Source organism: Chitinimonas sp. BJB300, from assembly GCF_002735695.1.
Classification (GTDB): domain Bacteria; phylum Pseudomonadota; class Gammaproteobacteria; order Burkholderiales; family Chitinimonadaceae; genus Chitinimonas.
Window position 1 is genome coordinate 1 of record NZ_PDZH01000149.1, and the last position, 7,742, is coordinate 7,742.

7 protein-coding genes are annotated in these 7,742 nt (G+C 48.6%); 4 read left to right on the forward strand and 3 right to left on the reverse strand.

The window, feature by feature from the left end; genetic code table 11:
* Nucleotides 1-377 precede the first annotated feature (377 nt).
* Nucleotides 378-1,667 (reverse strand): DUF3103 family protein, encoded by a 1,290-nt coding sequence (locus CSQ89_RS18355; RefSeq protein WP_099407527.1) that lies wholly within the window; start codon nt 1,665-1,667, stop codon nt 378-380.
* A gap of 836 nt (nt 1,668-2,503) precedes the next feature.
* On the opposite strand from CSQ89_RS18355, the gene CSQ89_RS18360 reads away from it, so the two are divergent.
* Complete coding sequence (locus tag CSQ89_RS18360) at nt 2,504-3,268, forward strand: substrate-binding periplasmic protein (RefSeq protein ID WP_158229038.1); 765 nt, start codon at nt 2,504-2,506, stop codon at nt 3,266-3,268.
* A gap of 357 nt (nt 3,269-3,625) precedes the next feature.
* Here CSQ89_RS18360 and CSQ89_RS18365 read toward each other — a convergent pair whose 3' ends face one another.
* Nucleotides 3,626-4,243, reverse strand: a complete 618-nt coding sequence (locus tag CSQ89_RS18365; protein WP_099407529.1) for a chalcone isomerase family protein — start codon at nt 4,241-4,243, stop codon at nt 3,626-3,628.
* 308 nt (nt 4,244-4,551) lie between these two features.
* Complete coding sequence (locus tag CSQ89_RS18370) at nt 4,552-5,088, reverse strand: hypothetical protein (RefSeq protein ID WP_099407530.1); 537 nt, start codon at nt 5,086-5,088, stop codon at nt 4,552-4,554.
* Nucleotides 5,089-5,439: 351 nt separating this feature from the next.
* Between CSQ89_RS18370 and CSQ89_RS18375 the strand changes: the two genes are divergently transcribed.
* The 3 genes from CSQ89_RS18375 (at nt 5,440) to CSQ89_RS18390 (ending at nt 7,600) form a co-directional block, all read left to right on the forward strand.
* A complete protein-coding gene (locus CSQ89_RS18375; protein ID WP_099407531.1) occupies nt 5,440-5,724 on the forward strand; it encodes a hypothetical protein in 285 nt (94 codons plus the stop codon).
* A gap of 550 nt (nt 5,725-6,274) precedes the next feature.
* Nucleotides 6,275-6,487: a hypothetical protein gene (locus CSQ89_RS18385; protein ID WP_099407533.1), complete on the forward strand. Its 213-nt coding sequence runs from the start codon at nt 6,275-6,277 to the stop codon at nt 6,485-6,487.
* Between the two features lie 495 nt (nt 6,488-6,982).
* Nucleotides 6,983-7,600, forward strand: coding sequence for a CDP-alcohol phosphatidyltransferase family protein (locus tag CSQ89_RS18390; RefSeq protein ID WP_099407534.1), 618 nt, complete (start codon nt 6,983-6,985; stop codon nt 7,598-7,600).
* The last annotated feature ends 142 nt before the right edge of the window (nt 7,601-7,742 follow it).

The following is a 7,742-nucleotide window of genomic DNA, read 5'->3' on the forward strand; positions in this document are numbered from 1 at the left end:
GAATGCCTGAGCATCAAGACGAAGAAGAAACCATTTGCGCTTTGCCGCAAGTTATTGATCAACGCCTCCCGCGCGGCTTATGAATCAGCTACAGCTGTTTCTCGCAGCTACTGCGTAACATCAGTTAATAATTTTCCGCGGTACAGTTGCGCCAGCATGTATCGCCAAGTAGTACAAAACGGCTTACAGCCTCGCGAGCTAGGGTGAGACAAGGCGAAAACCACAGAGGAAACGGAGTTTACAGAGCAAAATATGCACTCTGAGGACGTCCTCAATGCTATGTAGCCTGTGCATAACAGACATTAAAAGGTTTAAAGGGCACGAATATCTTGCGATACCGTGCCCTTACATTGCCGCTGGTGCTGGCGTCTGTGCGCTTATTGTTCTTTCAGGCGATATGGTGTCAGCGTCATGGTGACGTTGCTACCTGCACCTAGCCAGTCAGTGTAAGTACGATTTTTCTCCAGCGTGTAGAAGCTGTCGAGATAGTCGTCACCGTTTTCAAACCACTTCGACGGCATAACTTGAATGATTGCACCGGCTACTGTGGCGATGATTGCGTATTCAGGCTTGAAAACTCCCAGAAGCTTCTCAACGCCGGAAGTAATCGCTACCACCAAGTCCTTGTAGTTGGTGTTGTCATCATGCTCAAAGAATTGGACATTGGCTGCCGCAAAACGATAGTTGCTCCAGAAAAACAGGATTTGGTTCGGTGAATAGGTCTGGCCGTCGTAGTCGAGATACGGCATTTCGACCAGCTCGATCTGAGCCTTGGACTGATCCGGTTGAACGCCCGAGACCATCGCATATATCTCGGCCGCACCCGACACCCATGGTTCCATGTCGTCTTTTACACGAATGCGATCAAGCTTGGCGGTCTCGATATAGCCACTGCTGTGGCGGGTGTTGGCACTTGGTACGCTGCTGATCCTCTGATGTGTACTAACGCCCGGTAAGTCGCTGACACCAGGCTCTACAGCCAGATTGGTGCCGGGCTGCTTGTTTTGCATGCCTTGTTGTACCAAGGTGCGGTTTGCCAATGCAATACCAGCCCGCAGGTCTTCGCGACCATCGATGTCAGCCACCAGGACGGGGACTTGCGGTGCAGTGCGTGCATCGAGTCGATGCACCTTGCCATTGCGATCATAGGCTTCCACTACACGCCATTGCTTGTCGTCGCCTGCGGGTTCGAAAGCCACCAGTGTCTGGCTCAGGTCAACTGCTGCTTGCTGTTTGCCCGGTTGATACAGCCGTACTTCCAGTAAGCCCTTGCTGACGCCGGTAAGGCCTTTCTTGTCCAGAACGGTCTTATCAAGTTGGCGTAATTTGGTTTCAGAATCTTTGTCCGCAGTCAAACCCGCAGTCAGTTGGCGTTGTTGGAAATCGTCGAGCACGCTGTGCAGTGAGGCTGCTTTTTCGCTTCCCGGCTTCTTAGGGGTGGCGTTTAGCTGTTGCTCGAGGCTGGCGGCAAACAATGGATTGGCCAGCATCTGCGAAATTTTCATCGCTGCTTGGCGTTTGGCGATATCGATGGAGCTTGGCTGAACAATCATGCCGTTAAGCATTTCAGCTGAGAACTCAGGCCGAAGTTCTTCGGCCTGGCTGGTGAAGGCAGCAAAACACAGTGCGCCGATACTGAGTTGACGGCATATAGCGGTGAATTTCATTACAGCTCCCCGAACAAGTCTCTTATTGATCGCCCGTTGTAACTGGACGTGGAAGCCAAACAAACGCTTGGCCGGACTAAGCTAGAGGGAGTTCGCAAGCTTTGCAATGACAAGTGCATTTATAGAAAGAATATTTGCACTAATGCGACGAATCGTTAAATTTTCAAGCGCTCTAATGCCCATTTTAGCGGCATCCAGTGTGGCTTAAGGGGCTGGCATTGGTGGATTGAGCTCTGGATGTTGGCACTTTACGTTGGAGCCGAGTCTTCGTCATATCTAATCAGCATTTTCACTACCCCCAAGGGCAATGTCTGATGGTGAGCTGCGGAAAATCCATTCCCATTTAATTTCAATTATTAATACCTCATTGCCCAGAAAGCCTGACTTTTAAGGCTCTCCCGTTGATGCTGATTGGGTATTTTTGGGCAAACACACAGCAGCACACGGAGAAAAAGGTAGGTAGTGTTCAGTCGCTATGTTGATGGCATTTTCTTCTTTTGGCCATGAGCTCAAAAGTGGGATATTTCTAGGCACTGTACTCCGACAGATGAGGCGATATAGCGTACTTTTTCAGCGCTTGAATGGAAATTTTCCGTTGCCATGCGGTAAGTCGCTTGCTTGAAGTGTGTCCAAATAATGAAATGGAACGGCCAAGCATCAAGTGGCTTACTTGCGCTATGCGGTAAGCTTTACGCCATTTCAGAGGCCGATGCGACAAGCTACCCAGTCGGCCAGGTTGCCAGCGTACCGGCAACCAGCGAAGTGAAAGCTATCGGGCATGCTAAGTTTAAGCAGGGATGCGAATTAGTACGTTTGTGTCCACGTTGAGAGAGGCGATGAGCATGCCACGTGGTTTGTTGTTATCAGTCTGCTTGTTCCTGCTGATACCGCAGGCGTGGTCGGCTGAGCAAATTCGCCTTGCCAATGGGGAGTGGGCACCTTATTTGTCGGAGAAGCTACCGCATGCCGGCTATGCATCCCATATCGTGACTGAGGCGTTCAAGGCTGTTGGCGTGGAGGTGCAATATGAATATTACCCCTGGGCGCGCGCGCAAGAATTGGTCAAGGCTGGTGCAATTGATGGTTCGCTGGTTTGGTCGATATCAGCCGAACGTGAGAAGTTCGCTTTGTTTAGTGACCCGGTATTTGTGGACGACGAAGTGGTGTTCTATCTGCGCGCCAAGCCCCTGGTATGGCAGCGTACAGAAGACTTGAGTGGCTTGGTAATGGGTATTGCTCTGGGTTCTAAATTAGGGGTATGGGAACCACTGGTGAAAAGTGGTGCAATTCGCCGCGAATTGACGATTGATGTGCATACGGGTTTTCTGCAATTAATGGCTCGCCGTATTGATTTCTTTCCGTTGGTCAAATCGGTAGGGTTGCACCTGTTACGCAACAGGTTTCCCCCAGATGTGGCCGAGCGGATTACCTATTCTTCGATAGTAACGGACCGACGTGAATATCGGCTGATGTTAAGTCAACAATTACCACGTAGTACGGAGTTGATTAAGCGATTTAATGAAGGTCTTGCTAAGTTACAAAGCAATGGAAAATATGCAAAGATGGAAAAGGATTTTTATGCAGGTCGGTACGATCATTGATTTTTTAAAAAATAGACTCGTGCTAACTATGTTTTCCGGCCCAAGAATTATGTTTTAAAAGCCTTTTTTATCCAAAGATATGCCTGAGTTGAGCGTCGGGTGTGAGAGTTGATATATTACCTCTGCACTCAGGAAAGGACGTGGGGATTGGTACTAACTTTTCCCATTAGCACAAATTCTGTAGGTGACTTATTTACCGATCTCTAAGAACCTGTTCAAAGTTTCGCGAGCTAGGGCGAGACAAGGTGAAAACGACAGAGGAAGCGGAGTTTACAGATGGTAGATGAGCATTCCGATGGTGTTTTAAACGCTGTGTTGCCGACGCACGGCAGACATTGAACAGGTTATAAAGAATAATTAGGTACCTTTTGCTGCGCCAGATTGCTCTGCGTGCCCTAATAGTTGCTGCTTAAGTGTCTTATCGGCAGGTTTTTCGCCAAGCCAGATTTTCAATAACGCAGCATAAAAACCACTATCAGGTAATGGCTCACCGAGTCTTTTTCCATTGAGTTGAATAATGGTGCCTACGCCGGGGACCCAATCCAAGGTCATGACATCATTAGCCTTGATCGTACGGTAAGTGCCAAATATTTGCCCAACAGCCAGCATCTGATTGAACAACTGAACTTTTTCTTCGGTAGTGCAATTGTTATTCAGCCCATCAAGTAATGCTTGGCTAAGTGTGTCTGAGTTTACTTCTCGTAGCATGGTCAAGGATAGTCGCTTTGGGCCTGGTGCTGCGATTACCTCAGAAGCAGTGGTCTTTTTTTCGCTTTGATATAGTGCAGCAACGTAGATTTTGAAAAAAGCCTTTGTACGGATCCCGGCTCCATTTAATTTCAGTTCTGCATGGGCTAGCTTCACACTATCTTCCAGCATTATCCCCGCAACATCTGTGGTGGCATAGGTAGGTGTGCTGATTATGAGCAGGCTACCAACGACAGCTATCCATTGTTTAAAAAAGTAGTTCTCCATTTGCCGTCAGCCTCTTCCCGGTTTAATTTTTTGAAAATGCCTATACAAATCCAGCCCAGAAATGCAGGGTGGAATAATTACTCTAAGCTACCTGAGAGGGTGGGCATTAAACAAGCAAGCGCTTGAATATATTTATATAACGATGCATAAAAGCCAAGCTCTGTCGGCTCTCTACAACAGAGCAAATGAACCGTGATGTAAGGATGTCGGCGTAACGGGTTAACAGCTTTGAACGGAGGATGGCGGCTAGTCAGTCATCCTCCCCCGTGTGTATGCCGCTGGGTATGAGGCGTGCGGAGTACCCGTTTCTAGCGTGGTACGCAGACTTGTCCTGTGTAAGTACCCCACTTCCCTGTACCGATATAGTCGCCGAAGGCATAGATGTAGCCGCTGGCTCCGTGATAGCGCCCTGTGCCGCCTACAATAATGGCTTGCTCTGTTGAGCCTTTGACACTCATGGTGCCGGCATCGGCGCTATAGATATTGCCGTCCCTTGTTGTGAGTACTGTTCGCCCGGTGAACATCTGGCGGGTTTGCACTATTGGACTTGGCATGGGGGGGGCTTCTTTTTCGTTCAATATGCTCGGTGTAATGTTTTGAACATTATCAACACCAAATGCAGCTTCCTTGGTTAGGCCCGAGTAGCCACTGCCTAAACCAACGGCAACTGTTTTAAAACAAAAACCGTTTTCTAGATATGCATTACCTTTGTAAATCTTCGTTATCTGGCAGAGTGCATCGGGCCTTAATTGAATAACACCGTATACAGGACGGCAGATTTCGGCTGCTTGGGTAAATGCTGGCGTAACAACCAGTGCAGCAAGGATAATAATTTGCGTTTTCATGTTATGACTCGAAAGGGTTATGTGACGGAGATAGAATGCGCCGATCCGAAAATAGAAACATCCTTCAAACGGGGTACACTAATACGCTTATGTCGGATAATTTTCACAACAAATACTTTATAGAGTGCTACTTTCATACAAGTAAATATGGCATATTAAATTAAATAAAAATATACAAATTGAATGAAGGCGATATTTATCAGCATGAGATTGATTGTATGTAATTAAATTCTGATAATAATAGATGCGGGAGGCGTTTCCATGTGCTACAAAATAATTTGTTCAACGGGCATGGCAAACAGTGTCTATGTAGGCTCAGATGAAACCAGCCTTTTACAAGGAGTTCCGGCTATGCAATTTGATGAAGTAAAAGCCCAACATTTCACATCACTCTCTCGCGATCCTTTTCCGCACGTGCTGATCGAGCGAGCCTTGCAGCAGATTGCTGGCGGGGATGCAGATGGAGCACAGTTCCGTAAAGACGTCTTGGCTGCGGCTGGCTGGCCACATAGTGGCTTGGTTACATTCGGAAAATATCCAGAACAAGCCGCTACGGCCCTGAATCGGATACGCTTGGCGTTGCAGGAGAGTGAAGACCCAGCCACCATCCTGGCTAAGCTCAAACAAGGGCGGTGAGGTTATTTACAAGCGGTGGCGACGAGTGAGCCAGCCGCTTGTAAGTTCTGAATTTAGATAAAACAAATACTTAGCGACAATTCGGTGAAGGTTATGGTAAAGTGCGCGCCATTGGCTAGCTTATGGCAGCCAAAGTCCTTGTACAGTTTTCAAGCTTTTCGTCCCTTCGGTAGTCCTTTCGCATCCCGCGAATTCTCTTTCCTGATGCTCAAGCTTGCCGCAGAACAGCGCCTTCTTTCGCGTATTGTCTGCCTACTGTCTAAGGCTTCGCGCCAAGACAAATCACCCGCGCCAGCAGTGCGTATTCCGTTTTGTCCTGGCAATATTGATGACCCGGTATGGTTAAATTACATACCCGCGGCGCATGCACAGGCACGCTCGACTGCTATGGCCAACGTTTAGGCCGGAGTTGCCCACTTCATGCTGGCTGTATGGAACTTGATGCTTCCGTGTTTGACAAACTGGTCAGCACTGGTAGCTTACATAGTCCGCTAGGCAGTGCAGCTTACGATGCGCAAGCACCGCAATAAAAATAACTAAAGGAAATTGCATGATTATTCGAGATCTGAAAGCAGGTGATCATTTCACCCAAGAAATTCATGGTGAACAGATTCAGTTCAAGGTACTGGCAGTAGAGCCTATTGGCCGCCAAGTCCAAGTTGAACTTGAGTCGCGCCTTGGGCGTGCTACAGCTCGCTACATGAGTTATGCGTACCTGCCTGGTACGCGCGCTCGTAATGTGCGTGGTAACAGCGTGAATTAAGCATAAATGGCGCTCCGTCTGGGGCGTGTCGAACCTTGAATGGGACTAACCCCCGTAAAAGATCAGTCCGCCCCCTCTAGGTGTGGGGCGAGTTCTGTGTGCGTTGAAGTTTGGAGAGTATGGTTTAAATAGATAGGCCAAATCAGGAAGGGATTAATTAAAGAAGGCTGTTTGCATTGTGGTTTGGCGGCTTTTACTTCTATTAATCGGTATTGAATTGATTTCAAATTCACTTACGAAAACTATTCCAAATTGGCCTTGCGGCAAATTGCACTGTTATTCGATTTGCCGATTGATATGTTGGTACCAAACCTACATTGGAGTTGTAGCCTTCTCTTGCACTACATTGTCCATGCCGCAACTGGGAAGTGGCAGGCGCCTTGCTTGGTATGAACGTACTAAGAAGTATGTGATCCAGGACTATTATTGCCATGCTGGCAGGCAAGCAATGCCCGTTTGCATTAACATCGCCGCACTCGATTGCCGGATAACACGATGAATAGACCCAAACCCTTTTCCATGATCCGCGAGTTTCACCTGGCTGATTGGTTCACACTGTCGAATGCCTTTTGTGGTGTGGGGGCACTGTTTGCCGTGATGACTTACCTGCAGACAGACCTAGTGCTGCACCTGTATTTTGCCTGCGGCTTGATTCCGTTCGCACTGTTATTTGATGTGCTGGATGGGCGTATCGCGCGTTGGCGCCAGCAAAGTTCGGCCATGGGGCGTGAGCTTGATTCCTTGGCGGATGTGATTTCCTTCGGTGTGGCACCTGCGGTTATTGCGTATGGTTGTGGCATGCAGGGCTTGTATGATCGTATCGTGCTGCTGTTTTTTGTGGCCGCGGGGGTATCGCGCCTGGCTCGTTATAACGTTACTGCCGAGAAGATGTCGGAAGGGGGCGATAAGGTGAAGTACTTCGAGGGTACGCCTATTCCAACTTCGCTGCTTTTGGTGGGGGTTCTGGCCTATGCTGTTTCACAAGATGCCATTGGCGAGCAGATGTGGTTTGGTGTCATTTTCCTGGGTGGCTTTCAGTTCCATCCGCTGGTACTGATATTTGCAGTATCGGGGTCACTGATGATTAGCCGGATCAGAATTCCTAAGTTGTGAGCCTTGCTCACTACCATCGGCATAGGGGCGACCAGATGTTCTGGCCGACCCCTGCCACACCACCCGGCATGCGGGTCCGCACCGGGCGGTTGGAGCAGTTGAGGTCAATCTGCCTCCAATTGATGCACATCGCCCGGTTTCG

Excerpts from the sequence above, each read along its gene's own strand:
- CSQ89_RS18375 (WP_099407531.1), top strand. The coding sequence starts at position 5,440 with ATGCAATTTGATGAAGTAAAAGCCCAACATTTCACATCACTCTCTCGC.
- CSQ89_RS18355 (WP_099407527.1), bottom strand. The coding sequence starts at position 1,667 with ATGAAATTCACCGCTATATGCCGTCAACTCAGTATCGGCGCACTGTGT.
- CSQ89_RS18365 (WP_099407529.1), bottom strand. The coding sequence starts at position 4,243 with ATGGAGAACTACTTTTTTAAACAATGGATAGCTGTCGTTGGTAGCCTG.
- CSQ89_RS18360 (WP_158229038.1), top strand. The coding sequence starts at position 2,504 with ATGAGCATGCCACGTGGTTTGTTGTTATCAGTCTGCTTGTTCCTGCTG.
- CSQ89_RS18385 (WP_099407533.1), top strand. The coding sequence starts at position 6,275 with ATGATTATTCGAGATCTGAAAGCAGGTGATCATTTCACCCAAGAAATT.
- CSQ89_RS18390 (WP_099407534.1), top strand. The coding sequence starts at position 6,983 with ATGAATAGACCCAAACCCTTTTCCATGATCCGCGAGTTTCACCTGGCT.
- CSQ89_RS18370 (WP_099407530.1), bottom strand. The coding sequence starts at position 5,088 with ATGAAAACGCAAATTATTATCCTTGCTGCACTGGTTGTTACGCCAGCA.